A 26,418-nucleotide genomic window follows, 5' to 3' on the forward strand; every position below is an offset into this window, starting at 1 on the left:
GTCCGGCGCTCAGCTCACCGGCACCGGCTCCCGGTCGCGCGTCGTCAGCAGGGCGAGAGCCGCGGGGAGCAGCCCGATGCCCTGGACGAGGCAGAGCGTGCGCGGTTCGAGGAGGTCGCCGAGGAATCCGAAGGCGATCGACGCCACCGGGAACGTCGCGGTCATCAGCGCCTGCATGGCGGCGAAGAAGACCGGCTTGTCCGCCGCCGGCACGGTGTGCTGGAACAGGGTGACGAACTTGACGCCGAGCACCCCGGCACACCAGCCGACCCCCAGCAACGCCACCGAGGTCAGCATCCGGTTGACGACGAGGCCGGGCACGGTCAGGCCGGCCGCGATCCCGAGCAGGCACAGCGGGCCGAGGGTCGTCGGCCGGCCGGGGACGTGCGGTCCGGAGAACGAGCCGACCAGCATGCCGATGCCGATGGCCACCTGGAACAGCACCAGCACGCCGGGGTCGTCGCCGAACACGCCGCGGACGTACAGCGGATAGATCACCGCCCCGGCCGTGGCGAACAGGTTCGCCGCGGCGAAGCAGATCAGCACGGTACGGACGAACGGCAGATCAGCCAGCACGGCACGCAGCTTGCGCGGGGCGGGTGCGGGGCCGCCCGGTGCCGATGGCCGAGGTGCCGTGCCGGTCCGGAAACCGGCGACGTGGATCAGCAGCGCCGCGAGCAGGAACGCTCCGGAGCAGGCCGCCACCAGGGGGGCCGGTCCGCCGAGGTGGATCAGGTACGGTCCGGCCACCGCCCCGACCAGGCCGGCGATGGACTGGGTGGACATCTCGAAGGACGTGGCGTGCTGGATGTCGCCGGCGTCGACCAGCTCGGGCACCGACTTGGTCAGGCAGGGGTTGAAGAAGCACTGGGTGACGGCCAGCAGGAACACCGCCGGGTAGGGCGCCGCCATCGGCAGGTCGGTCAGCAGCGCCCACCCGAGCAGCACGAGCGTGACGGCCGCGGCGGCGAGCTCGGCCGTGCGCATCACGCTCCGGCTGGTGTAGCGGGCCAGGGCCCGGGCCACCACCGGGATGAGCAGCACGGCGGGCAGCGACGCCAGCATCATGAACGGCCCGGTGGCCCGGCCGCGGACCGATGCGGCCACCTCGCTCACCACCCACCAGACGATGCCCGCCTGGAACATCCGGCCGGCGACCTGGCTGCAGATCTGTGCCGCCCACACCCGGGCGAAGGCCCGGTTGCGCAGGACCAACGGCTGACTCATGAACGCTCCTCGGGCAGGAAGCCGGTCGACGCGAAGAAGCGCACGCAGCGCCGCAGCGTGTCGGGGCCGACGATGGGGCACTGGATGCCGGAGCCGGTGAGGCCCCGAGGGGTGTTGCTGTCGTCGAATCGGGGCTCGGTGCCGAGCGACTCGCCGGAGGTGCCGCCGTGCAACAGCGCCACACCCGGGATCGAGCTGCCCGGAGCCGCCGTGCGGGCCGCGTCGGTCAGAGCGGCGACCCACTCGGCGCCGGACAGGCCGCGGATCGGGTAGCCGGCGGCCCGGACCGCCGCGAACACGTCCGCCGGTCGGGTGTGCACCGGGTTGACCAGGTGATACGCCGTCCCGTCCAGGTCGACGGTGTGCGAGAGCCGCACCAGGGCGGCCGCCACGTAGTCCACCGGCACGAGGTCGACGTCGGCGAGCCGTCCCCGGTCGGGTGCGGCGCCGATCTCGACGCAGGCGCGAACCATGTTCCAGAAGGCGTCGCCGTCGCCGGTCGCCCCGGTCGCGGTCGCACCGCTGATCCGGCTGGGCCGGTAGATCGCCACGGGCAGGCCACGCCGGCCGGCCTCGCGGACGAGCTCCTCGGCCACCCACTTCGTCTGGATGTAGCCGTTGGCCGGCACCTGGTCGGCGGGTACGTGCCGGTCCTCGGTGAGCAGCGGCGGGGTGTCGGTGGTGGAGTACAGCACGCTGGTCGTGGACACGTAGTGCAGCGGGATGCCACGGCGGGCGGCCAGGCGGATGACGTCGGTGGTCGCGTCCACGTTGGCGGCCCGCATCCGCTGGTACGGGTCGGCCAGGTGCACGCGGGCGCCGTTGTGGTACACGACGTCCACCGACGCGGCCAGCTCGTCGAACCGGTCCCGGCTCAACCCGAGCCGTGGTTGTTCCAGGTCGCCGGGGACGGCGCAGATCCGGGTCCGGTCCGCGTCGTCCCACAGCAGGTAGCGTCGCAGGCTGTGCTCGATCCGGTGCATGGCCGCGACCTCGTCGCCGGCCCGCACGAGGCAGTCGATCCGGGCGTCCGGATGGGCCCGGAGCAGCTCGGCCAGCAGGAACGCGCCCAGGAACCCGGTGGCGCCGGTGAGCAGGATCCGCCCCGGTTCCGCCCGGCGGTGCGGGCCGCCGACGACGATCGCCGGATCGAGGCGGGCGTCGGCGGTCAGGGCCGCCCCCGCCGAGCGGGTGACGCCGGCGAGTGTCTCGGCCAGCGCCGCGACCGTGCGGCTCTGGAAGACGTCGCGGACCGACACGTGCTCGGTGATGGTGTCCCGGATCCGTGCGGTGAGGCGGGTCGCCAGCAGGGAGTGCCCGCCCAGGGCGAAGAAGTCGTCGTCGATGCCGACCTCGGGGACGCCGAGGGCCTCGGCGAACAGCCGGCACAGGGTCTCCTCGCGGGCGTCGCGGGCGGCCCGGCCGGGGCGTACGTCCAGGTTCGGCGCGGGCAGCGCCGCCTTGTCGATCTTGCCGTTGCTGGTGACCGGCATCGTGTCCAGGACGACCACTGTGGGGATCATGAATTCGGGTAGTGCGGTGGCGGCGTGTGCTCGGATCTGGGTGGGTTGTAGGTGGTGGCCGTGGGTGGGGGTGACGTAGGCGACGAGGCGTTTGTCGCCGGGGCGGTCTTCGCGGGCCAGGACGATGGCCTGTTGTACGCCGGGGTGTCCGGTGACGACTTTGGTGATTTCGCCGAGTTCGATGCGGTAGCCGCGGATCTTGACCTGGTCGTCGGTGCGGCCGAGGTAGGTGAGTTGTCCGTCGGTGTTCCATCGGGCGAGGTCGCCGGTGCGGTACATGCGTTCGCCGGGGGGTCCCCAGGGGCAGGCGACGAATCGTTGGGCGGTCAGGTCGGGCCGGCCCAGGTAACCGCGGGCCACCCCGGTTCCGGCCACGTACAGCTCGCCGGTCGCGCCGGGTGCCACCGGCTGCAGCCGGGCGTCCAGCACGTACGCACGGCTGTTGAGGACCGGTGCGCCGATCGGCGGCGGCCACACCCCGGCGCGGAGCGGCGTGCTGATCGCCGCACACACCGTGGTCTCGGTCGGGCCGTACGCGTTGTACAGCCGCCGCCCGGTCGACCAGCGGTCCACCACCTCGGCGCTCGCCGTCTCCCCGGCGGTCACCAGCGCCTCGACCCCGTCCAGCGCCTCGGCCGGCAGCGTGGCGATGGCAGCCGGTGGCAGGGTCACCTGGGTGACGCCGGTCTCGGCGATCGTGGTGGCCAGCGGGCCGCCCACCGTGAGCCGTTCGGCGGACGGCATCACCAGCGCCGCGCCGCAGAACAGGGTCGGGCAGACGTCGTGGATGAACGCGTCGAAGCTGGGCGAGACGAACTGCAGGACCCGGCTGTCCGGGCCGGTGCGGTAGAGATCGCCGGTGGTCGCCGCCAGGCTGGCGATGCCGGCATGGCTGACGACGACGCCCTTGGGCCGGCCGGTGGAGCCGGAGGTGTAGATGACGTAGGCGGTGTTCGCCGGTGTCGCCGCGGGGGTGATCGGGTCGGTGGGTGATGCCGTGAGCTGGTCGGCGAAGCCGGGGGAGTCGAGGGGGATCACCGGCACGTCGAGGTCGGGCAGGGTGGCGGCGGTCTCGGTGACCGTCCACAGCAGTACCGGCCGGGCGTCGTCGATCATGTAGCGGATCCGGTCGGCCGGGTACGCCGGGTCGATCGGCAGGAACGCCGCGCCGGATTTGGTGACGGCCAGCATGGCGACGACCCAGTGCACCGAGCGTGGGAAGGAGAGGGCCACGATGTCCTCCGGCCCCACTCCCCGGCCGACCAGCCAGCGGGCCAGGGTGTCGGAGCGGGCGTCGAGTTCGGCGTACGTCAGGGTGACCTCGTCCCCGATCACCGCGGTGGCGTCCGGGGTGCGTGCCACCTGGGCGGCGAACAGCTCCCCGATGGTGCCCGGGCGTACCGGTGCCTGGCGGTCGTTCCAGGTCACCAGCACCCGTTCCCGCTCGGCCCCGGTGAGCACCTGCACCCGGCCGATCCGGCGCTCCGGTTCGGCGACGACCGTCTCGATCACGGTGACCAGCCGGTCGGCCAGCGCCGCGGCGGTCCCCGGGTCGAACAGGTCGGCGGCGTACTCCAGCACGCCGGTGATGCCGTCGGGTCCGCCCTGCTCGCCGGTCCGCTCGGCGAACGTGGCGGTCAGGTCGAATTTCGCGACCGGCGGGCCGCCCGCTTCCCGGCGGACCCGCAGGCCGCCGAAATCGGGGTCGCCGGTCGCGTTGTTCTGCAGCACGCACATCACCTGGAACAGCGGCTGCCGGGCCAGTGACCGGTTCGGGGCCAGCCGCTCCACCAGGTGGTCGAAGGGCACGTCGGCGTTGGTGTAGGCGTCCAGGGCGGTTTCCCGGACCCGGCCCAGCAGGTCGGCGAAGGTGGGGTCGCCGGACAGGTCGGTGCGCAGGACCACGGTGTTGACGAAGAACCCGACCAGATCGTCGAGCGCCTCGTCGGCGCGGCCGGCGACCGGTGCACCGATCGGGAGGTCGTCGCCCGCCCCGAGCCGATGCAGCAACACGGCGAAGGCGGCGTGCAACACCATGTGCAAGGTCGCGTCGTGGTGCCGGGCCAGCTCGGCCATCGCCCGATGGAGCCGGTCGTCCAGGGTGAACGGCACGTGCCCGCCCCGGTGCGAGGGCACCGCCGGACGCGGCCGGTCGGTGGGCAGCGCCAGCTCGTCGGGGGCACCGGCGAGAGCCGTGCGCCAGTATTCGGTCTGGCCGCTGATCAGGCTGCCCGGGTCGTCCCGGGTGCCGAGCAGCGCCTCCTGCCAGAGCGTGTAGTCGACGTACTGCACCGGCAGGGCGCCGCGGTCCGGTGTCCGCCCGAGCGCGCGGGCGGTGTAGGCCTGGCCGAGATCGCGCAGCAGCGGGGCCGTCGACCAGCCGTCACCGGCGATGTGGTGCAGCACCACGGCGAGCACGTGCTCGCGGGGCCCCACCTCGAACAGCCAGGCCCGGGCGGGAACCTCGGTGGCCAGATCGAAGCGGTGGCCGGTGGCGTCGGCCAGTGCCGCCGGCAGGCCGGACGCCGCGACGCGCAGCGTCGTCATCGGCATCCTGCCCTGCGCCGGATCGAGGACCCGCTGGTACGCCACGCCGCCGTCGTCGGCGAACACGGTGCGCAGCGTCTCGTGCCGCGCCGTCAGATCGTCCAGGGCCGCCCGCAGTGCCGCGGGGTCCAGCACACCGTCCAGGCGCAGCACCACCGGCATGTTGTAGGTGGCGCTCGGCCCCTCCACCTGGTGCAGGAACCACAACCGTCGTTGGGCGGCCGCCAGCGGCGGCCGTGCGGGCCGCACCGAGGCGACCAGCGGCGGACGGGTCGCGCCGCGGGCGGCGGCCACCAGGGCCGCGAGCCGGGCCGGGGTGGCGGCGGCGAACACGTCCCGGACCGCCAGTTCGGCGCCGAGCGCGGTGCGGACCCGCGCGGTCAGCCGCACCGCCAGCAGCGAGTGCCCGCCGAGGCTGAAGAAGTCGTCGTCGATGCCGGCCGTCGGGACGCCCAGCAGATCGGCGAACAACCCGCAGAGGATCGCCTCGGTCTCGTCGCGCGGAGCCCGGCCGGTGCCGGACGCGGCCGGGTCCGGCACCGGCAGAGCGGCGCGGTCCACCTTGCCGTTGGTGGTCAGCGGCAGCGCGTCCAGCGGGACCACGACCGCCGGCACCATGAACTCCGGCAGGTGGGCGACGGCGTAGGCGCGGACCTCGGTGGCGCTGACCGGCCGGCCGGCGCGTCCCGGGGTGACGTAGCCGACCAGCCGACGGTCGCCGGGCCGGTCCTCGCGCACCACGACGACCGTCTGGCCGACATCGTGGTGGGCGGCGAGCACGGCCTCGATCTCGCCGAGCTCGATGCGGAACCCGCGCAGCTTGACCTGGCCGTCGGCCCGGCCCACGAACACCAGCTGCCCGTCGGTGTTCCACCGCACCAGATCACCGGTCCGGTACATCCGTTCGCCGGTACGTCCGGTCGGGTCGGCCACGAAACGTTCGGCGGTCAGGTCGGGACGGCCGGCGTAGCCGCGCGCCAGGCCGGCTCCGGCCAGGTAGAGCTCACCGGTGACGCCGGCCGGCACCGGTTGCAGGTGCCGGTCGAAGACGTACGCCCGCATGCCGTCCAGCGGCTCGCCGATCGGCACGTCGTCGGCGGGCAGCGCCACGGAGTCGGTCATCGGGTACCCGGTGGCGAAGGTGGTCGCCTCGGTCGGCCCGTACACGTGGCTCAGCACGGTGCCGGGACAGTTCTTCAGGAAACGGCGCATCGCCCGGGGACTCGCGGCCTCGCCTCCGGTGAGGACCTCGCGCAGCCCGGCCAGGTGCTCGACACCCTCCTCCACCATCAGGTTGAACAGGGCGGTGGTGAGGAACGCGGCGGTGGCCCGGCCGTCGGCGATGGTGCGGGCGAGCAGGCGCGGATCGGGTTCGCCGGGCGGGGCCAGCACGACGGTCCCCCCGCGCAGCAGCGGCACCCACAGCTCGTAGGTCGAGGCGTCGAAGGCATGCGGGGACCGGCACAGCACCCGATCGTGGGCGCCGCCCGCCCAGCGGTGATCGGCGGCCAGTGCCACGATGTCGCGGTGCCGCACCGCCACGCCCTTGGGCCGGCCGGTGGAGCCGGAGGTGTACATGACGTAGCCCAGGTTGTCCGGGTGCACCCGGACGTCCGGGGCATGGCCGGGTCCGGGCTCGTCGGCGTGCACGAGCACCGTGGCGCCGTGCTCGAACCGGGTGTCGGCCAGGTCGGGGTCGACCAGCAGGACGGTCGCCCCGGCCTGGGCGACGATCCAGCTGAGCCGGTCGGCGGGGTATCCGGGCAGCAGCGGTACGTAGGCGCCACCGGCCTTGAGGATTGCCAGCAGCGCCACCACCAGGCCGGGGGAGCGGTCCATCAGCACGGCGACCGGCACCTCGGGCCCGGTGCCGGCGGCGATCAGCCGGTGCGCCAGCCGGTTGGCGCGGGCGTCCAGCTCGGCGTACGTCATGGTGGTGCCGCCGGCCCACAGGGCCGGGGCGTCCGGTGTCCGGGCGGCCTGGGCGGCGAACAGCTGCGGCACGGTGCCGGCGGGCGGCGGCGAGCTGCGGTCGCCGGCGGCGAGCATCCGCTGGTGCTCGTCCGCGGGCAGTGCGCCGATCCGGTCCAGCCGGGCGCGCGGGTCGGCGGCGACGGTCCGCAGGATCAGGGTCAGCCGGTCGGCGAGAGCCTGGGCGGTGGACCGGTCGAAGACGTCGGCGGCGTATTCCAGTGCGCCGGTCAGCCCCTCCGGCTCGGTGCCGGTGCCGTGTTCGACGAAGCTGGCGAGCAGGTCGAACTTGGCCACGTTGAGGGCGACCGGTTCGGCTCGCCCGCTCAGGCCGGGAAAGCCGAGGTCGGCGTGCGCGGTGTGCTGCACCGTCAGCAGCACCTGGACCAGCGGGGAACGGCCGGCCGACCGGGCCGGGGCCAGCTTCTCCACCACCCGGTCGAACGGCACGTCCTGGTGGGCGTAGGCGTTCAGCGCCGTCTCCCGTACCCGGGCCAGCAGTTCGGTGAAATCGGGTGTCCCGGTGAGGTCGGCGCGGAGCACGAGGGTGTTGACGAAGAAGCCGACCAGGTCGTCGAGTGCCTCGTCGGTACGCCCGGCGACCGCGACGCCGATCGGCAGGTCGTCGCCGGCGCCGGCGCGGTGCAGCAGGATGGCGAAGGCCGCCTGCAACACCATGTGCAGGGTGCTGTCGCTCTGCCTGGCGACGCGCAGGAGTGCCCGATGCACCTCCGCGTCGAGGTGCAGGCGGATGTGGCCGCCCTGGTGCGACGCGACGGCCGGGTGCGGCCGGTCGAACGGCAGGTCCAGTTCGGTGGGTACGCCGTCGAGCGCCTGTGTCCAGTAGTGCAGCTGCCGGTTGAGCAGGCTGTCGGGGTCGCTGTCGGCGCCCAGCAGGTCCCGCTGCCAGATCGTGTAGTCGGCATAGCTGACCGGCAGCGGCGCCCAGCCCGGTTCGGTCCCGGCCAGGCGTGCCGCGTACGCGGTGCGAAGGTCGCCCAGCAGCGGCGCGGTGGACCAGCCGTCCCCGGCGATGTGATGAATGACCAGGGCGAAAACCTGCTCTGCCGGGCCCAGATGCCAGAGCCAGGCCCGCAGCGGCGGTTGCTGCGAGAGGTCGAAGCGCACGCCCGCCGCGTGCGCGAGTTCCCGCCGCAGGCCGGTCTCGGTGATGTGCTTCTCGGTCAGCCGCACGGTGACGTCGGCCGGGTCCAGGATCACCTGGCGTGGTTCGCCGCCGGTCGCCGGGAAGACGGTCCGCAGGCTCTCGTGCCGGACGACCACGTCGTGCAGCGCGGCGCGCAGTGCGCCGGCGTCGACGTCACCGGTGAGGCGCAGCGCGTACGGCACGTTGTAGGTGGCGTTCGGCCCCTCCAGCTGGTTGAGGAACCACAGCCGCCGCTGCGCCGCGGACAGCGGCAGCGGATCGGGCAGCGCCATCGGCCGCAGGGCGGGGCGGGCGGTGCCGGCCGTGGCCTCGGCGGCCGCCGCGAGACGCGCGGGGGTGGGCGCGGCGAACACCGCACGGACCGGCAGTTCCACGCCGAGCGCGGCCCGGGCACGGGACACGAGCCGGGTGGCGAGCAGCGAGTGGCCGCCGAGGGCGAAGAAGTCGTCGTCCGCGCCGACCGCCGCGACCCCGAGGAGCTCGGCGAACAGGCCGCACAGGATGTGTTCGGCCGGGGTGCGCGGCCCGCGGCCGCCGTCCGTGGTGAGCTGGTCGGGCGCGGGCAGCGCCGCCTTGTCGATCTTGCGGTTGGTGGTGAGTGGCATCGTGTCGAGGACGACCACTGTGGGGATCATGAATTCGGGTAGTGCGGTGGCGGCGTGTGCGCGGATCTGGGTGGGTTGTAGGTGGTGGCCGTGGGTGGGGGTGACGTAGGCGACGAGGCGTTTGTCGCCGGGGCGGTCTTCGCGGGCCAGGACGATGGCCTGTTGTACGCCGGGGTGTCCGGTGACGACTTTGGTGATTTCGCCGAGTTCGATGCGGTAGCCGCGGATCTTGACCTGGTCGTCGGTGCGGCCGAGGTAGGTGAGTTGTCCGTCGGTGTTCCATTGGGCGAGGTCGCCGGTGCGGTACATGCGTTCGCCGGGTGGTCCCCAGGGGCAGGCGACGAATCGTTGGGCGGTCAGGTCCGGCCGGCCCAGGTAACCGCGGGCCAGAGCGGTACCCGCCAGGTAGAGTTCGCCCGCCGTGCCGGGTGGCACCGGCTGCAGCCGGGCGTCCAGCACGTACGTCCGGGTGCCGGCGATCGGTCCGCCGATGGGTGCCGGACCATGGCCCGGGGCCAGCGGCCGGCTGTTGGTCGCCACGACGGTGTTCTCCGTCGGCCCGTAACAGTTGATCATCCGGAGCCGGGCCGACCAGCGGTCCACCACCTCGTCGGACGGGGCCTCGCCCGCCACCACCAGGGTGTGGACACCGGCGAGCGCATCCTCGGGAAGTACCGCCAGCGCGGCCGGCGGCATCGTCACGTGGGTGACCCCGGTCTCGGCGATCGTCGCCGCCAGCGCGGCGCCGACGGTCAGTCGCTGCGCCGACGGCACCACCAGGGCGGCGCCGGACAGCAGCGCCGGGCAGACGTCCGCGACCGCCGCGTCGAAACTGGGCGACGCGAACTGCAGGACCCGGCTGCCGGCGTCGATGCCGTACCGGTCGGTCAGGGCGTGCACGAGACCGGCGATGCCGGCATGGCTTACCACTACGCCCTTGGGCCGGCCGGTGGAGCCGGAGGTGTAGATGACGTAGGCGGTGTTCGCCGGTGTCGCCGCGGGGGTGATCGGGTCGGTGGGTGATGCCGTGAGCTGGTCGGCGAAGCCGGAGGAGTCGAGGGGGATCACCGGCACGTCGAGGTCGGGCAGGGTGGCGGCGGTCTCGGTGACCGTCCACAGCAGTACCGGCCGGGCGTCGTCGATCATGTAGCGGATCCGGTCGGCCGGGTACGCCGGGTCGATCGGCAGGAACGCCGCCCCCGCCTTGGTTACCGCCAGCTGGGCGACGACCCAGTGCACCGAGCGTGGGAAGGACAGGGCCACGATGTCCTCCGGCCCCACCCCCCGGCCGACCAGCCAGCGGGCCAGAGTGTCGGAGCGGGCGTCGAGTTCGGCGTACGTCAGGGTGACCTCGTCCCCGATCACCGCGGTGGCGTCCGGGGTGCGCGCCACCTGGACGGCGAACATCGCAGGCAGGGTGCGGGCCGGCAGCGGCGTGCCGGTGACGTTCCCGCCCGCCAGCACCAGGTCACGCTCGGCGGCGGTGAGCAGGTCGATCCGGCCGATCCGCCGGTCCGGTCCGGCGGCGACCGCGGCCGTCATCCGGTCCAACCGGCCGGCCAGCGCCTGCACCGTCGCCCGGTCGAACACGTCCTCGGCGTACTCCAGCAGCACGCGCAGTCCGGCGGGCCGGCCGGCCGCGTCGGACTGTTCCTCGACATTGACGGTGAGGTCGAACTTGGCGACGCCGAGGCCGACCGGCTCGGTGCGGACCCGCAGGGCGGGCAGGTCGAGCTGGGCGACGGCGTTGTTCTGCAGCAGCACCATCACCTGGAACAGCGGGGTACGGCCCGGGATCCGGGCCGGCGCCAGATCCTCCACCAGCATGTCGAACGGCACGTCCTGGTGGGCGAAGGCACCCAGGGCGGTCTCCCGGACCCGGGTCAGCAGCTCCCGGAAGGTCGGGTCGCCGGCGACGTCGGTGCGCAGCACCAGGGTGTTGACGAAGAAGCCGACCAGATCCTCCAGCGCCTCGTCGGTACGGCCGGCCACCGCGGTGCCGAGCGGGATGTCGGTGCCGGCGCCGAGCCGGTGCAACAGGGCGGCGACCGCGGCCTGCACCACCATGAACAGGGTGCTGTCGGTCTGCGCGGCCAGCCGCAGCAGGTCGCGGTGCCGCTCGGCCGGCACGGTCAGGGCGACCCGGCCGCCCCGGTGGGACGGTACCGCCGGATGGCGGCGGTCGACCGGCAGCGTGATCTCCGCGGGCAGCCCGGCCAGGGTCGTCCGCCAGTAGTCCATCTGCTCGGCCAGGATGCCGTGCTCCTCGCCGAGCAGTTCCCGCTGCCACAGGCTGTAGTCGGTGTACTGCACCGGGAGCTCGTCCCAGCCGGGCGACTGCCCGGTCCGCCGCGCCGCGTACGCCTCGGACAGGTCGCGCATCAGCGGCCCGGCCGACCAGCCGTCGCCGGCGATGTGGTGCAGGACGAGCAGCAGCACGTGTTCGTCCGGGCCGGTCGCGAACAGGCGGATCCGGATCGGCGGGTCGACGGCCAGGTCGAAGGGGCGGCGGCCGTCCTCGGCCAGCAGCTGTGGCAGGGTCGCGTCCGAGGTGTCCCGCGCGGTCAGGTCCACCGCCACCGCGCCCGGGTCCAGCACCCGTTGGACGGGCACGCCGTCGGGGGCCGGGAAGACGGTGCGCAGGCTCTCGTGCCGGGTGATCACGTCGCGCAGCGCGGCGCCGAGAGCGATGACGTCGAGCTCCCCGGTCAGCCGCAGCGCGAACGGCATGTTGTAGGTGGCGCCGCCGCCCTCCAGCCGGTTCAGGAACCACAGCCGTTGCTGGGCATAGGAGAGGGTGGTCATGAGGCGTCCTCTTTCTTCGCCATGCGGCGCAGGGCCGGCCGGGCGGGACGGGCGGTGGTCAGTCGTTCGCCGATCCGGGCGGGGGTGCGCGCGGTGAACAGATCACGGATGGTCAGGTCGGCGCGCAGCGCGGCGCGGATCCGGCTGATCAGCCGGGTGGCCAGCAGCGAGTGTCCGCCCAGCTGGAAGAAGTCGTCGTCGATGCCCACCTCCGGTACGCCCAGCAGCTCGGCGAAGAGCGCACACAGCACTTCCTCGCGGGCGTCCCGGGGTGCCCGGCCGGGGGCGGCGACGGTGTTCGGCGCGGGCAGTGCCGCTTTGTCGATCTTGCCGTTGGCGGTCAGCGGCATGGCGTCGAGGACGACGACCGCCGGAACCATGTGCCCGGGCAACTCCGCGGCCAGTTTGTCCCGCAGGGTCTGCGGATCGAGGGTCCGGCCGGCGGCCTCGGTCACGTAGGCCGCCAGGGTCTTCTCGCCGGGGCGGTCCTCGCGGGCCACCACGATCGCCTGCCGCACGCCGGACTGGCCGGCGACCACCCCGGTGATCTCCCCGAGTTCGATGCGGAACCCGCGGATCTTGACCTGGTCGTCGGTCCGGCCGAGGAACAGCAGTTGACCGTCCCCGGTCCATTTCACCAGATCGCCCGTCCGGTACATCCGTTCACCGGCGGCGCCCCACGGGCACGCCACGAACCGCTCGGCGGTCATCGCGGGACGGCGCAGGTAACCGCGGGCCAGCCCGGCACCGGCCACGTACAGCTCGCCGGGCACCCCGGGCGGCACCGGTACGAGCCGGGCGTCCAGCACGTACACCCGGGTGCCGGTGATCGGCCCGCCGATCGGCGCGGGCCGGTCCCGCGGCGTCAGCGGACGGCTGACCGTCGCGCATACCGTGGTCTCCGTCGGCCCGTACGCGTTGACCATCGTCCGGCCGGGGGACCAGCGCTGCACGACCTCGGCGGCCGGCGACTCGCCCGCCACCCCCAGCGTCCGGACCCCGGCCAGCGCGTCGCCGGGCAGGACGGCGAGGGCCGCCGGCGGCAGGGTCAGGTGCGTCACGCCGGCCTCGGCGATCGTCGCCGCCAACGGCGCCCCGACGGTGAGCCGGTCGGCCGACGGCACCACGAGCGCCGCACCGGACAGCAGTGCCGGGCAGATCTCCCAGACGGCCGCGTCGAAGCTGGGCGACGCGAACTGCAGGACCCGGCTGGTGCCGTCGAGGCCGAAGCGGGCGGCCTTGGCCACCGCCAGGCTGGCGATGCCGGTGTGGGTGACCGCCACGCCCTTGGGCCGGCCGGTGGAGCCGGAGGTGTAGATGACGTACAGGGTGTTGGCCGGCGTGGCCGGGCAGGGCGGCAGCGTGTCCGGCAACGCCGGCAGCGCGGTGGCGATCTCCTCGCCGTCCAGTGCCGTGACGGGCGCCGCGAGAGCCGGCAGGCCGCCTTCGGTGGCGGTCACCGTCAGCACCATCCGGGGCCGGGCGTCCTCGACCATGTAGCGGATCCGCGCGGCCGGGTAGGTGGGGTCGATCGGCAGGAACGCCGCACCGGCCTTGGCCACCGCGAGGATCGCCGTCACCCACCGCACGCCGCGGGGGAACGACAGTGCCACGATGTCCTCGGGCCCGATCCCCGCCGCGATCAGCCACCGGGCCAGCCGGTTCGCCCGGGCGTCGAGCGCGGCGTACGTGAGGGTGACGTCGTCGCCGATCACCGCCGTCGCGTCCGGGGTACGAGCCACCTGCGCCGCGAACAGCGCGGCCAGGGTGCCGTCCGGCACCGCGGTGGCGGTGGCGTTCCCGTCGACCAGCATGCGCTGCCGCTCGGCCGGGTCGAGCACGTCCAGCCGGCCGATCCGCTGCTCCGGTTCGGCGGCGACCTGCCGCAGCAACCGCAGCAGCCGCTCGGCGAGCGCCTGCCCGCTCCGCCGGTCGAGCACGTCGGTGGCGTACTCCAGCCGGCCGTCCAGCCCGGCCGGCTGACCGGCGGCGCCGACGTGCTCGACGATGGTCGCGGTCAGGTCGAACTTGGCGACGTCGAGGTGCACCGGGTGTGCCTCGGCGTGCACGCCCGGCAGGCTGAGCGCGACGTCGGCCGCACGTTGCAGCGTCACCATGACCTGCACCAGCGGCTGCCGGGCGGTGGACCGGTCGGGGACCAGCGCCTCCACCAGCCGGTCGAACGGCAGGTCCTGGTGGGCGAAGGCGTCCAGGTCGTGGTCACGGACCCGGTCGAGCAGCGCACCGAAGCCGGGGTCGCCGGACAGGTCGGTCCGCAGGGCCAGGGTGTTGACGAAGAAGCCGACCAGGTCGTCCAGCTCCTCGTCGGCCCGGCCGGCGACCGGGGTGCCGATCACGATGTCGTCCCCGGCGCCGACGCGGTGCAGCAGAACGGCGAACGCCGCGTGCAGCACCATGAACAGGGTCGCGTCGTGGTCGTGGGCCAGGCGCAGCAGGTCCCGGTGCAGCTGCGCCGGGACGGTGAACGGCACCTGGCCGCCGACCCCGGACCGCTCGACCGGGTAGGGCCGGTCGGTCGGCAGCTCCAGATGCTGCGGCGCACCGGCGAGGGCGGTACGCCAGAAGGCGAGCTGCCGGCTCAGCAGGCTGTCCGGGTCGTCGATCGTGCCCAGCAGTCGCGACTGCCACAGCGCATAGTCGGTGTACTGCACGGGCAGCGGAGGCCACGCGGGACCGGTGCCGCCGAGCCGGGCGGCGTACGCGGTCGACAGGTCCCGCATGAGCGGCGCCAGGGACCAGCCGTCGGCCGCGACGTGGTTCAGCACCATCAGCAGCAGGTGCTCGTCGGGGCCGAGCACACCCAGGTGGACCCGGATCGGCAGGTCCCGGGACAGGTCGAACGGGAGGTGCGCGGCCCGGCTCAACCACTGCCCAGGATCACCGGCCGGCCGGCTGATCTCGGGCGTTGCCCGGTCCGCGGGCAGGATCACCTGGTGGGGGACGCCGTCGGGGGCGGCGAACACGGTGCGCAGACTCTCGTGGCGGCCCACCACGTCGGTCAGCGCGGCCCGTAGAGCCGCGACGTCGAGCGGGCCGGTCAGCCGCAGCGCGTACGGCATGTTGTAGGTCGCACCGGGGCCCTGCAACCGGTGCAGAAACCACAGTCGTCGCTGGGCCGCGGACAGCGGCGGTGCCTCCGGCCGGGGCACCGGGCGCAACGGTGGCCGCGGACCGCGGCGGGAGCCGGCCACCAGCTCGGCGAGCCGGGCCGGGGTGGGGGCGGCGAACAGCTCCCGCAGGGACACCTCGGCGCGCAGCACGGTCCGGATCCGGCCCAGCAGCCGGGTGGCCAGCAGCGAGTGTCCGCCCAGCGCGAAGAAGTCGTCGCCGGGCCCGACCGAGGGCACGCCCAGCAGCTGCGCGAAGAGTCGGCAGAGCAGCTCCTCCCGGTCGTCGCGCGGCGTGCGGGCCGGCTCGCCGGCGGCGGACCAGTCCGGTGCGGGCAGCGACTGCCGGTCGAGCTTGCCGTTGGGGGTCAGCGGTATCCGGTCGACGACCACGACGGCGGCGGGCACCATGTGCGCCGGCAGCGTGGCGGCGGCCCGCGCGCGCACGTCGGCGGGGGCGGCATCGCCGACGACGTAGGCGACCAGCCGCCGGTCACCACCGCGATCCTCCCGGACCGTGGCGACCGCCTGCCGGACCCCCGGGTGCTCGCTCAGCACGGCCTCGATCTCGCCGAGCTCGATCCGGAAGCCGCGCAGCTTCACCTGGTCGTCGGCCCGGCCGGCGAACACCAGCCGGCCGTCCGACGTCCAGCGGGCCAGATCGCCGGTGCGGTACATGCGGGTTCCCGGCGCACCGAAGGGGCAGGCCACGAACCGTCCGGCGGTCAGCGCGGGGCGTCGCAGGTAGCCGCGGGCCAGCCCGGCCCCGGTCAGATACAGCTCGCCCACGGCGTTCGGCGGCACCGGCCGCAACCGGGTGTCCAGGACGTACGCCCGGGTGCCGGTGATCGGCGTGCCGATCGGCACCGGGCCGCCGGGGGTCAGCGGCCCGCTCAGGGTCGCGGTGACGGTGTTCTCCGTCGGTCCGTAAACGTTGATCATGCGGCGGCCGGTGTGCCACCGGGCGACCAGGCTCTCCGGCAGGGCCTCGCCGGCGACCGCCAGCACGCGGATCCCGTCGAGGGCGTCGCCGGGCAGGACGGCGAGCGCGGCCGGTGGCAGCTTCAGGTGTGTCACGCCCCGCTCGGCGACGGTCGCCGCCAGCGGAGGTCCGACGGTGAGGCGGTCCGCCGAGGGAGTCACCAGGGTGGCGCCGGCGAGCAGGGTCACCCAGATGTCGGACTGGGCGGCGTCGAAGCTCGGCGACGCGAACTGCAGCATCCGGTCCCCGGGTCGCACGCACAGCCGCTCACCCTGCGCGGCGGCCAGGCCGGCCAGACCTCGGTGGGTGACCGCGACGCCCTTGGGCCGTCCGGTCGAACCGGACGTGTAGATCACGTATGCGGTGTTGTCGGCACCGGCCGGCCGTGCCGGTGCCGGCCTCGCCGGGGGTGCGGCGGGGTCGGCGGGGTCGGCGGAGTCGAGGATCATCACCGGGACACCGGCGCACGGCACGGTGGCCGCGGTCTCCGCGCTGGACAGCAGCAGTACGGGGCGCGCGTCGGTCAGCATGTAGCGGATGCGGTCGGCGGGATACGCCGGGTCGATCGGCAGGTAGGCGGCGCCGGTCTTGGTGACGGCGAGCATGGCGGTCACCCAGTGCACCGAGCGCGGAAACGCCAGCGCCACCAGGTCCTCGGCACCCACGCCCCGGGCCAGCAGCGACCGGGCGAGCCGGTCGGTCACCGCGTCCAACTGCGCGTAGGTCAGCGTGGTGTCGTCGCCCACCAGGGCGGGCGCCTGCGGCGTACGGGTGACCTGGGCGGCGAAGAGCTCGGCGAGCGTGGCCGCCTCGATGGCGGGGCCCGGGCCGGCCCAGCGCGCCGTCGCCGCCCGATCGGCGTCGGTCAGCAGGTCGAGCCGCGCCGGCTCGACCGGTGGGTCCGCGGTGGCGAACCGGGTCAGGAAGGCCAGGAACCGGTCCCGGTGGCCCACCACGTCCGGCGCGGAGTACCGCCGAGGGTTGGCATCGAAGTCCACCCGGTAGTCCTCGCCGTCCCGCCGGTCCCAGACCAGCATCGCGAGGTCCTCGGGAAAACCACCGGCCAGGTTGTACGCGCGGGCGCGGGCGTCGCCGAAGCTCACCCCGTACGCGAAACTCATGACGTTGGCCCGGGAGGCGATCAGCTCGGCGCCCGGTGACCGGTCCCGGCGGAGGTCCTCCACCCGGTAGTTCTGATGCGCGAGCACGATCCGGGCCTGCGCGGCGACCTGCTCGACGAGGGCGGTGACGCCGACCCCGGAATCCACCCGCACCCGCAGCGGCAGCAGGTTCGACACCATCGCGGGGGTGACCCGGTCGTGCGGATCGCGGCGCGCGGCCGCGGGCAGCCCCACGACGACCTCCCGCTCGCCGGTCATCCGGTGCAGGTAGGCGGCCCAGGCGGCGACGACCACCAGCGGCCAGCGAGTCCCGCAGGCCTCGGCCCTCTCGGTCAGCAGGCGGGCGGTCGCCCCGTCGATCCACCCGGAGCGGCGGAGCACCGGTCCGGCCGGTGCCGGCTGCGCGTGGGCCAGGCCGCGCGGCTGCGGGCAGTCCCGCAGGTAGTCGGCCCAGAACTGCTGGTCCTGCGTGCGCCGCGGCGATTCCTGGTAGGCCCGGTCGCGGGCCACCAGATCGGACAGTCGCCCGAACGGACACGCGGGCACCGCGGTGCCCGCGTGCAGTGCCGTGTAGACCTCGGCCACCCGGCGGGTGATGAGGCCCATCCCGAAACCGTCCAGGACCAGGTGGTGGTAGCTGGACCACCACAGGTGACGCCCGGGGGACAGGCGCAGCAGCGCGTACCGGAACACCCGGCCCGCCTCCGGCTCGAAGGGCCGGTCGAGATCGGTGCGCATCCACCGCATCGCGGCCTCGAAGGGGTCGGCCTCGTCACTGAGGTCGTCCACCGTGAGCCGCCAGGGCGCCGCCGCGCCGGTCTGCTGGTGCACCTCGCCGTCGGGCGTCGCGGTGAAGCGGACGGTCAGGCAGTCCGCCTCGTCGACGGTGCGGCGCAGGGCGGCTTCGAACACGTCGGTCCGGATCGGGCCGGTGATGTCCAGGTACTCGCCGATGGTGTGCATCCGGCTGTCGGACGCCAGCTGCCGGGCGTACCAGATGCCGCGCTGGGCGGCGGTCAGGGGAATCGTCATGACGGGAGGGGAATCGGCCGGCACGGTGGTGACCCGTCAGCCCATCGCCTCGATCAGACTCTTCGGACGCATGTCCGTCCAGTGCTCGTTGACGTAGTCGACGCAGTCCTGACGGGAAGCGGCGGCCTTGGCGATTGTCCAGCCGGCGGGAATGTCGGCGAATTCCGGCCACAACGAATACTGGCCCTCGTCGTTGATCAGTACGAGATAGGTGCCGTGCTCATCCTCAAAAGGATTCATGACCGTTCCTCTGCTTCGTCTCGTGGGTGGCCGAGAACTGCGGCGCCGGCTCGTGACAGGCGACGGGGCGCGACACTAACAGCCGAGCCATCCGAGCGAACCGCTCCTAATCGGACATTTGAGTTTGCCCAGCCGTGGCGCAGCGGCGTGAGATGAGCCACACGGTGGCAATCATGAATGGCTTGATCTGGCCGACCAGCGAATTAACACGACAGCAATAACAGCAAAATATGCGAGCTTAACGACCGCTAATGTGACGGTGCACGCGTTTGATGCGGTGCGCCGAATAGAAATTCACGGGTGAAAAAGGGCGGGGCCGCGCCGACGGAAAAGCAGGGGGAATCGGCCGGCCGGCGCCCGGCCGGCCCGGGAGCGCGCGCCGCCGTCGGCGAGGCGGAGTGAGAACTCTGCCATCTGGTTTGTCTCAGTTCACAAAGTTACCTTCCGGTAACAGCGGCCGCCCCACCCACCGAACGGGCGGTTACGCGCCGAGGAGGACCGGACATGTCCCTGCGTACCCGCATTTCCGCAGCTCTATTGGCTGCGACACTCACCGGAGCCGGCTGGGCCGGGACGCCGCTGCCCGCCGATGCCGCCGCCGGCGGCACGTCCCGCGGTGTAACAATTCCCGATTTTTACACCCCGCCGGCGACCCTGCCGGCCGCTGACGGCGCCCTGGTGCGGACCGAGCCGCTCCCGCTGGCGCTCTCGCTGCCCGGCATCACCGGCCCGCTGCCCGGCACCGCGACGCGCATCATGTACAAGTCCACCGACTCCACCGGGCACCCGGTCGCGATCACCGGTGCCTACGTCGAGCCGTCCGCCGCCTGGAACGGCCCCGGGCCCCGCCCCCTGGTGGTCCTCGCCCCGGGCACCATGGGGCAGGGTGACCAGTGCTCCACCTCGCTGGCCCTGCAGCGCGGCCTGATCATCGGCACGGAGGACAACCAGTTCACCGTCTCGATCGGCTACGAGGTGCTGGCCATGTACCGGATGCTCGCCAAGGGCATCGCGGTCGTCCAGACCGACTACGCGGGTCTGGGCACCACCGACCGCCTGCACACCTACGTCAACCGGGTCGACGAGGGCCATGCGGTGCTGGACGCCGCCCGGGCGGCCCGGGCCCTGCCGGCCACCTCACTGTCGGCGAGGTCGCTGATCGGCCTCTACGGTTACAGCCAGGGCGGCGGCGCGGTCGCCTCGGCCGCCGAGCTGCAGTCCAGCTACGCGCCGGACGTGCAGCTCACCGCCACCTACTCCGGCGCCCCGCCGGCGAACCTGGCCGCGGTCACCGCCGCCATCGACGGCAGTGAGCTGGTCGGCGCGCTCGGCTGGTCGATCAACGGGTTCGTCCAGTCCGATCCGGAGTTGCGGCCGCTGCTGGACCGGTATCTGAGCGACAGCGGCCGCGCCGTGCTGAAGAACCTGTCCACCATGTGTGTCGGCGACGCCATCCTCGGCTATGCGACGAAGCGCAGCACGTCGTGGACGACCGGCGGCCAGTCGCTCGCCGACATCGTGGCCGCCGAGCCGGTGCTCAAGGCCTTCCTTGCCGAGCAGCTGATCGGCACCCGCAAGCCGGCCGGCGCGGTCCGGATCGCCACCGGCGTCAGCGACAACCTGGTCCCGCACGGCCAGGCCCGTACGATGGCGGCGAACTGGTGCTCACGCGGGGGCAACGTCGCTTACGCCCCGGTGGTCCTGGCCCCGACGATCAGCCCGCTGATCAACCACTTCGGCCCGCTGCTGGTCGACCAGGGCCCGGCCGTCGACTGGCTGGCCCTGCGTCTGGCCGGTGTCCCGTCGATCCCCACCTGCGCGATCCTGCCGATCCAACCTTAGGACCTAACGACGCAGCGGTACGACGGTGGTCGTCACGATCTTGGTCTTCACCACGTGTTCGGCGGGGACCGAGCTGACGATCACCGCACCGGAGGCGATCGCCGCGTCGTCGCCGACGGTCACGTCCGGTTCGATGAAGATGCCGGTGCCGAAGCGGATCCGCGAGCCGATGGTCACCTTGCCCGAGGTGACCACGGACGGCCCGCTGGCGTTGTCGTCCCCGATCACGCTGTGGTGGTCGAACGAGTTGTACGCCGAGAAGAAGTTGTTGTCGCCCACCCGCACCCCGGTCGCGATGTGGCAGAACGCGCAGATGATGTTCCCCTGCCCGAGCGACACGTCGGTGGCGATCTTCGCGGTCGGATCGATCGCGTTGGCCAGCGGCACCCCGGCCGCCGCGCACGCGGCACGCAGCCGTGCACGGACGGCCGGCGACCGGCCGATCGCGATGATCGCCGCGTCGTAGGCGCCCTCGGCGAACAGCGCCCCCAGCCGGTCACTGCCGCCGACCACCGGCACCCCGTGCACCGACGCACCCCACCGGGACGCGTCGTCGTCCACGATCGCCACCGCCTGCTGCGTCCGGCTGCCGGCCAGGATGTCGAGGACCTGGGTCGCCCCGAGCGCCGCCCCGACGATCAGGATCCGCTGCCGCCCGGGCGCGCCGGCCAACGGCTCCAGCAGGGCCGGGGGAACGGCCGGAGCCGCGCACGCCTCCACGTCCTTGACCGTGATCAACCGGTCCAGGCCCAGCGCGGCCAGGTCCACGCCCAGCTCGGCCGCCCGCTGTACGGCTTTCACCGTGGCCCGCGGCCCGGCGGGGGCGGCGGTGGCCGGTGCCGCGGCGAGTGCGGCGAGATGCGCGTCGCGCTCGGCGGCGGATCCGAACAGCTGCGCGATCGGCTGCGACAGCGGCACCTCGGCCCCCTTGGCCGCGGTGTGCAGCAGCACCCCCGCCACCGGCGCGAGCACCTCGAGGACCGCCTTGCTCGTCTCCACCTCGGCGAGCAGCTCATCCTTCTCCACCTCGGCGCCGTCCTCGGCGAACCACATCACCAGGATGCCGTGTTCGCTGTTGACGTCGTTGGTGGGCACCAGGACGGGATTCACCAGTGTCTCCTTAACGGGCGGCGGCGCGCACGGCCGCCTCGATCCGGGCGGCGCCGACCAGCACCTCGGCCTCTTTGACCTTGGACGACGGGATGACGGTGGGCGCGCTGGCCACCACGTCGACCGGGCGGCGCAGCCGGCCGAACAACCGGCGGGACATCACCGCGGCCGCCTCCGAGCCCCACGACCAGCCGTCGGCGCCCTCCTCGACGGTGACCAGACTGCCGGTGACCGCGGCGGAGCGTTCGACCGGCGCCCAGTCCATCGGGGCGATCTGGGCCGGCACGACCAGCTCGGCGAAGATCTCCTCCTCGATGGCCAGGCGTTCGATCACCCGGGCGGCGAGCATCGCCTGATACCCGTACGCCAGGACGCTGACCGTGCAGTCCTGCACCGGCACCGCGGACAGCCGGATCGTCGGCAGCATGCCGGGGGAGGCGTCGGCGGTGGCGATCAGATCGCCGACCATGCCACCCGCCGGCAGCGTCAGGTGCTGGGGGTAGAGCAGCTTGTGCTCCACGTACAGCACCGGCTCGTCCCGGCTGAGGAAGTCGGCGAAGACCACCCGCGGGTCGTGGTAGAGCGACGCCGCCACCACCCGCAGGTGCGGCACGCCGAGGAAGTGCTTCTCCAGGCTCTGGCTGTGCGTGGGACCGTAGCCACGGTGCCCGCCGGTCGCGGCGCGCACGATGACCGGGCAGGTGGCCTGTCCGGCGTACATCGCCTGGTACTTGGCTATGTGGTTGACCACCTGGTCGAACATCAGGGTGAGGAAGTCGCCGAACATCACCTCGGCGATCGGGCGGTATCCGGCCAGGGCCAGCCCGGCGGAGATCCCGGCGATCGCGCCCTCGCTGATCGGCGTGGTGCGCACCCGTTGCGGGAACGCCGTGGACAGGCCCCGGGTCACCTTGAAGGCGCCGCCGTACGGGTCGGCGATGTCCTCGCCGAGCAGCACCACCCGCTCGTCGTCGCCGAGCGCGCCGCGCAGCGTGTCACCCAGCTCCTTCGCGAAGATCACGGCAGGGCCCTCGCCGTCGCCACGACCTCGTCGAGCGCGGTCTCCACCTCGTCGTCGATCCGTGCGCGGTCCGCGTCGTCGAGCCGGCGGCCGTGCACGACGAGCGGCTCGACCAGCCAGTGCTCGGCGATCTCGTCGGCCGGACGCTCGTCGTCGCTCTTGGAGTGGTGGCACAGCCGGTAGGTGTGGATCAGCAGCACCCGCGGGCCGGTGCCCGAGCGGACCGCGCCGACCTCCTCGCCGGCGATCGCGCTGAGCTCCTCGACGTCGGTGCTGTCCACCTCGCGGACCGGTACCCCGAACGCGGCGAACCGGGCGGCCATGTCACCGGCCAGGTTCGCCGCGATCGGCGTGCTCTGCGCCCACCGGTTGTCCTCGCAGACCACCAGCAGCGGCAGTTTCCACAGCGCGGCCATGTTCAGCGTCTCGTAGACGACGCCCTCCCCGAGCGTCCCGTCGCCGATGAACACCACACTGACCGCGTCGCTGCCGGCGAGCTGGTGGGCCAGCGCGATCCCGGCCGCGTTCGGCACGATCCCGCCCTGGACGCCGTTGGACTTGAAGCCGGGGGCGCAGATGTGCTGGCTGCCGCCCATGCCCCGGCACACCCCGGCGTCCTTGCCCATGATTTCCGCCAGCAACCCCAGCGCGTCCCCGGAGTGGGCCAGATAGTGCCCGTGACACCGGTGGTTGCTGAAGATGTGGTCACCGGCGGCCAGGTGCTCGGTGACGGCGACCGCGTCGGCCTCCTGTCCGATGCAAGCGTGCGTGGTCCCGTTGAGCGCACCCTCTTCGAACAGCTGGAGCAGCGTCTCCTCGAACCGCCGGATGAACCGCATGCGCCGGTACCTCCGGTGGGCGAGCGGTTCGCCGGCGAATCCGGTGAGCCGCTCGTCGCCCCCGGTCCGCGCCGGCGCGAGCGCCGTCGACATCAAACTGTGCCCTCCCCATGACCGCCCTCGCGGGGGCGGGTGATCCCATCGGGCCAGACCCTACCGACGGCGGGACGTCCATTGGAGACACCTTCAGCCATCGTGGATGCGCCGGGGATCGACGAATACGAGCCGAACGGCCGGTCCGCCGCACCCAACGGATGGCACCGGGCCGCATACGGCGCTGATTACAGTAGACGAGTCGATCACGACCTGCCGTGACGTAATCGAGCCTGCCGGATAGCTGTCAGTTGCGCTGTCCCGCACCCCCGAACGGTAGTAGCGTCCGTCGACTCGTTCCGGCCAGGACCCCTGGGAGTTCACACACCATGATTCCGCTCGTCGATCTGCAAGCCGCCCACGCCGAGGTCGCCGAGGAGGTCGACGCCGGTTTCAAGCGGGTCCTGGCCACCACCGGTTTCGTCGGCGGTCCCGAGGTCGCGGCGTTCGAGCGCGAGTTCGCCGACTTCTCCGGCGCCGCACACTGCGTCGGGGTGGCCAACGGCACCGACGCGGTCGAGCTCGCCCTGCGCGCGGCCGGGGTCGGCCCCGGCGACGAGGTCGTCGTCCCGGCCAACACGTTCGTCGGCACCGCCGAGCCGGTCGCCCGGATCGGCGCCCGGGTGGTGCTGGCCGACATGGACCCGGCGACCTACCTGGTCGACGTGGACGCCATGCTCGCCGCGATCGGCCCGAAGACCAGGGCGGTCGTCCCGGTCCACCTGTACGGCCAGCTGGCCGACGCCGCGCGGTTGCGCACCGAACTGGCCGGCAGCGGCGTCGCGGTGGTCGAGGACGCCGCGCAGAGCCAGGGCGCGCTGCGGCACGGCCGCGGCGCCGGCGCCGACGGCCTGGCGGCGACCAGCTTCTACCCGGGCAAGAACCTGGGCGCCTACGGTGACGCCGGCGCGGTGCTGACCCCCGATCACGAGCAGGCCGATCTGGTACGAACGTTGGGCAGCCACGGTGGCCTGCAGAAGTACGTGCACGACGTGGTCGGCGTCAACAGCCGTCTCGACGCCCTGCAGGCGGTGGTCCTGCGCGCCAAGCTGACCCGCCTGGCCGCGTGGAGCGCCGCCCGCCGCGCCGCCGCGGCCCGCTACCACGAGCTGCTGGCCGGGGTGGACGTCGTGCTCCCGCAGACCCTGGCCGGCAACGAGCACGTCTGGCACCTGTACGTGGTGCGCATCCCGGGCGGCCCGCGGCGCCGTGACACGGTGCTGGGCCGGCTGCACGAGGCCGGGATCGGCGCCGGCATCCACTATCCGTACCCGCTGCACCTGACCCCGGCGTTCGCCGACCCGCGGTATCCGGCCGGCAGCTTCCCGCACGCCGAGAAGGCGGCCGGCGAGATCCTCTCGCTTCCGCTCTACCCGCAGATCACCACCGAGCAGCAGGAGGCGACCGTGCGGGCGCTCGCCACCGCGCTGAAGGACTGACACTCCGCGTGTATCTCTCGCTCCGCGACCGGCCGGCCGAGGATCCGGCGGCCGGTCCGAAGGTCCGGGTCGCCACCACGGTGGTGCTGCTCGGCGTGGTCAGCCTGCTCACCGACGTCTCGTCGGAGATGGTGACCGCGGTCCTGCCGCTCTACATGACCGCCGAGCTCGGCCTGAGCCTGCTCGCGTACGGCGTCGTCGACGGCCTGTACCAGGGCGTCAGCGCCCTGGTCCGGATTTTCGGCGGCTACCTGAACGACCGCACCAACCGGCCCAAGTGGGTCGCGGTGTTCGGCTACGGCATCTCCGCGCTGAGCCGGATCGCGCTGGTCCCGGCGCACACCTTCGCCGCGATCACCGGGGTGATCACCGCCGATCGGCTGGGCAAGGGGTTCCGCACCGCCCCGCGGGACGCGCTGATCGCCGACTCGTCCGATCCGGCCGTGCTGGGCCGCGCCTTCGGCGTGCACCGCACCCTGGACACGGTCGGCGCGGCGCTCGGCCCGCTGGTCGCCTTCGGACTGCTGTTGCTGGTACCCGGCGGCTACAGCTCGGTGTTCGTCGCGTCGTTCGCGTTCGGCCTGCTCGGAGTCACGGTGCTGGTGCTTTTCGTGCCGGACCGGCGCACCGGGGGTGCCGGCCTGCCGGCCCGGCGGCTGGTGACCGAACTGCTCAGCCCGCGGCTGCGCCGGCCGCTGCTGGCCGCCGGCCTGCTCGGCCTGTGCACCGTCAGCGACGGGTTCCTCTACCTGTCGCTGCAGCACAGCGGTGAGTTCGCGGCCCGCTGGTTCCCGCTGATGTACGTCGGGACCAACGTCGTCTACCTCACCCTGGCGATCCCGCTGGGCCGGCTCTCCGACAGGGTGGGCCGGGCCCGGGTGTTCCTCGCCGGGCACGCCGTGCTGCTGCTCACCTACCTGGTGGCCGGGCGGTCCGGCGGCGGCCTGGTCGCCACGCTGGTCGCGCTGGGCCTGCTCGGCGCCTACTACGCGGCCACCGACGGGGTGCTGCCCGCGCTGATCAGCAAGCGGGTTCCGGCCGAGGCCCGGGGCAGCGGCATCGCGGCCGCGCAGACCGTGGTGGTGCTGGCCCGGTTCGCCGTGTCGCTGGCGTTCGCCGCCCTGTGGGAGTCGATCGGCCCGCGCGACGCGCTGGTGATCGCGGCTGGTTTCCTGGTGGTCGGCATCGGCGCGGCCGGATGGCTGCTGAAGGGCATCGACAGGTGAGTCTGCGAACCAAACTGGCGGCGTTCGCCGTCGTCCTCGTGCTCTGCGTGGCCGGCACGCTGCTGGTCGTCCTGCGCACCCGGCACCGGCAGGAGCAGGCGGCCGCGGCCGCGCCACCGGTTCCGATGACCGACCCGGCCGCCGTCGAGGCGCAGCCGCACCTGGTGTTCCGCAGCACCGCGATCGGCGACTACCACGGCCGGGTGGCCATGGTGCCGCTCGCCGCCCCGGCCGGGCCGCGCGCGTTCACCGGCGTCACCTGCGACCGGGTGTACGCGCACCGCGGCGAGGCCGTCTGCCTGTCGGCGGAGGTCGGTTTCGTCACCACGTACCGGGCCGAGGTGCTGGGCCCGGACTGGTCGGTGCGCCGGTCCCTGCCGTTGTCCGGGGTGCCCAGCCGCGCCCGGCTGGCCCCGGACGGCTCCTGGGTGGCGACCACCACGTTCGTGTCCGGGCACGCCTACTCCTCGCCGGGCGACTTCTCCACCGAAACCCTGGT

Annotated in this window: 10 protein-coding genes; 3 read left to right on the top strand and 7 right to left on the bottom strand. The window is 73.3% G+C overall.

Going from position 1 to position 26,418, the window contains the following annotated elements:
* Window positions 1-9: 9 nt before the first annotated feature.
* From ACSP50_RS15115 to ACSP50_RS15130, 4 genes are read right to left on the bottom strand one after another with little or no spacing between them, the layout of a single operon-like run.
* Window positions 10-1,227 carry an MFS transporter gene (locus ACSP50_RS15115; protein ID WP_014690084.1) on the bottom strand — a complete coding sequence of 406 codons (1,218 nt, stop codon included), beginning with the start codon at window positions 1,225-1,227 and terminating at the stop codon, window positions 10-12.
* Complete coding sequence (locus ACSP50_RS15120) at window positions 1,224-11,846, bottom strand: non-ribosomal peptide synthetase (protein ID WP_014690085.1); 10,623 nt, start codon at window positions 11,844-11,846, stop codon at window positions 1,224-1,226. The genes ACSP50_RS15115 and ACSP50_RS15120 overlap by 4 nt, the downstream gene beginning before the upstream one ends.
* Window positions 11,843-18,109 (bottom strand): non-ribosomal peptide synthetase, encoded by a 6,267-nt coding sequence (locus tag ACSP50_RS15125; RefSeq protein ID WP_014690086.1) that lies wholly within the window; start codon window positions 18,107-18,109, stop codon window positions 11,843-11,845. The genes ACSP50_RS15120 and ACSP50_RS15125 overlap by 4 nt, the downstream gene beginning before the upstream one ends.
* 36 nt (window positions 18,110-18,145) lie before the next feature.
* Complete coding sequence (locus ACSP50_RS15130; RefSeq protein WP_014690087.1) at window positions 18,146-18,349, bottom strand: MbtH family protein; 204 nt, start codon at window positions 18,347-18,349, stop codon at window positions 18,146-18,148.
* A gap of 504 nt (window positions 18,350-18,853) precedes the next feature.
* On the opposite strand from ACSP50_RS15130, the gene ACSP50_RS15135 reads away from it, so the two are divergent.
* Entirely contained in the window at window positions 18,854-20,191 is a 1,338-nt protein-coding gene (locus ACSP50_RS15135) for a lipase family protein (protein WP_014690088.1), read from the top strand.
* Between the two features lie 3 nt (window positions 20,192-20,194).
* Here the strand turns inward: ACSP50_RS15135 and ACSP50_RS15140 are convergent, their stop codons facing one another.
* Genes ACSP50_RS15140 through ACSP50_RS15150 form a run of 3 tightly spaced genes read right to left on the bottom strand, consistent with a single transcriptional unit; the run spans window position 20,195 to window position 23,254 of the window.
* A complete protein-coding gene (locus tag ACSP50_RS15140; RefSeq protein WP_014690089.1) occupies window positions 20,195-21,301 on the bottom strand; it encodes a biotin/lipoyl-containing protein in 1,107 nt (368 codons plus the stop codon).
* A gap of 10 nt (window positions 21,302-21,311) precedes the next feature.
* Window positions 21,312-22,322: an alpha-ketoacid dehydrogenase subunit beta gene (locus ACSP50_RS15145; RefSeq protein WP_014690090.1), complete on the bottom strand. Its 1,011-nt coding sequence runs from the start codon at window positions 22,320-22,322 to the stop codon at window positions 21,312-21,314.
* Window positions 22,319-23,254: a thiamine pyrophosphate-dependent dehydrogenase E1 component subunit alpha gene (locus ACSP50_RS15150; RefSeq protein WP_014690091.1), complete on the bottom strand. Its 936-nt coding sequence runs from the start codon at window positions 23,252-23,254 to the stop codon at window positions 22,319-22,321. Before ACSP50_RS15150 ends, ACSP50_RS15145 begins: the two co-directional genes overlap by 4 nt.
* Before the next feature lie 329 nt (window positions 23,255-23,583).
* Here ACSP50_RS15150 and ACSP50_RS15155 point away from each other — a divergent pair, with 329 nt between their 5' ends.
* The gene (locus ACSP50_RS15155; protein ID WP_014690092.1) at window positions 23,584-24,693 is read left to right on the top strand and encodes a DegT/DnrJ/EryC1/StrS aminotransferase family protein; all 1,110 of its coding nucleotides are present in this window, start codon (window positions 23,584-23,586) and stop codon (window positions 24,691-24,693) included.
* An 8-nt stretch (window positions 24,694-24,701) separates the two neighbouring features.
* On the top strand, window positions 24,702-25,919 hold the full coding sequence (locus ACSP50_RS15160; protein WP_014690093.1) for an MFS transporter: 1,218 nt from the start codon (window positions 24,702-24,704) through the stop codon (window positions 25,917-25,919).
* Window positions 25,920-26,418: the final 499 nt, after the last annotated feature.

Origin of the sequence: Actinoplanes sp. SE50/110, from assembly GCF_900119315.1 — a bacterium.
Taxonomy (GTDB): domain Bacteria; phylum Actinomycetota; class Actinomycetes; order Mycobacteriales; family Micromonosporaceae; genus Actinoplanes.